This is a genomic window from Shewanella sp. 10N.286.52.B9, from assembly GCF_002873635.1.
Lineage (GTDB): Bacteria > Pseudomonadota > Gammaproteobacteria > Enterobacterales > Shewanellaceae > Shewanella.
This window is the reverse complement of the sequence record NZ_MCTY01000020.1, coordinates 1-803: the sequence shown is the minus strand read 5'-3', so window position 1 is coordinate 803 and position 803 is coordinate 1. Positions and strand designations below refer to the sequence as shown.

The window sequence follows — 803 nt, the reverse complement described above, 5'->3', positions numbered from 1 at the left end:
TCACATTCATGGAGCACCGTGAAACTCGACCGTAATGGGCTACAGTTTTCTATCGACATGTGCTTAATCAACACTGGGAGTGGCTTAATATTGTTAAGCCACCACAAGTCCAAAGACTGCCTGATATTCTTACCCCTGCTGAAGTTTCTATCGTCATTAGCCTTACCCATAAGCTGCGATATCAAGTGTGCTTTCTCGCCTTATACAGTATGGGATTGCGCCTCGGTGAGGCCATTTCACTGCAGGTTGGCGATATCGATTCACAGATGATGCAGGTGCACATTCGTAACGCTAAAGGCGGTAAGGACAGGTTAGTTCCGCTACCACAACGTACCTTATTAGCACTGCGATATTACTGGCAAACGCATCGCCACCCACGGCTGATTTTTCCAGGAAAAGATGGCAAACCTGATTCATTGATAGATAAAGGCGGCATTCAAAAAGCCTTAAAACGGGTTATCCGTGAGTGCAATATTCATAAGTCCATCAGCCCACATAACCTGCGTCACAGCTACGCCACTCATCTGTTAGAGCAAGGGTTAGATTTGCGCTCAGTGCAAACTTTGCTCGGTCACAACAGCCTTAATACCACCGCCCGTTATACCCGCCTCACCACTATCACTCGAAAAAACACTGCTCTGTCCGTTAACCAACTGACGGATAATTTGGTGCTTAAGTGGGAGTGTGATTTATGAGGTTCATTGCGCTTTTACGTGACCACCTTGACGCTTTTAATCAGGCTTATGATGGTCAAATTACATCATCCATGCGCCAAGCTATTTTCGCCATGCTCAGTTGTCGCA

Annotated in this window: 1 protein-coding gene and 1 pseudogene; both read left to right on the top strand. The window is 46.3% G+C overall.

Going from position 1 to position 803, the window contains the following annotated elements; all coding sequences use genetic code 11:
* The first annotated feature begins 59 nt into the window (after positions 1-59).
* Complete coding sequence (locus BCU91_RS01930; protein WP_241904018.1) at positions 60-695, top strand: tyrosine-type recombinase/integrase; 636 nt, start codon at positions 60-62, stop codon at positions 693-695.
* Positions 692-803 (top strand): annotated as a pseudogene (locus BCU91_RS01925) (IS91 family transposase); the annotation flags it as partial. The gene BCU91_RS01930 and the pseudogene BCU91_RS01925, both read left to right, overlap by 4 nt.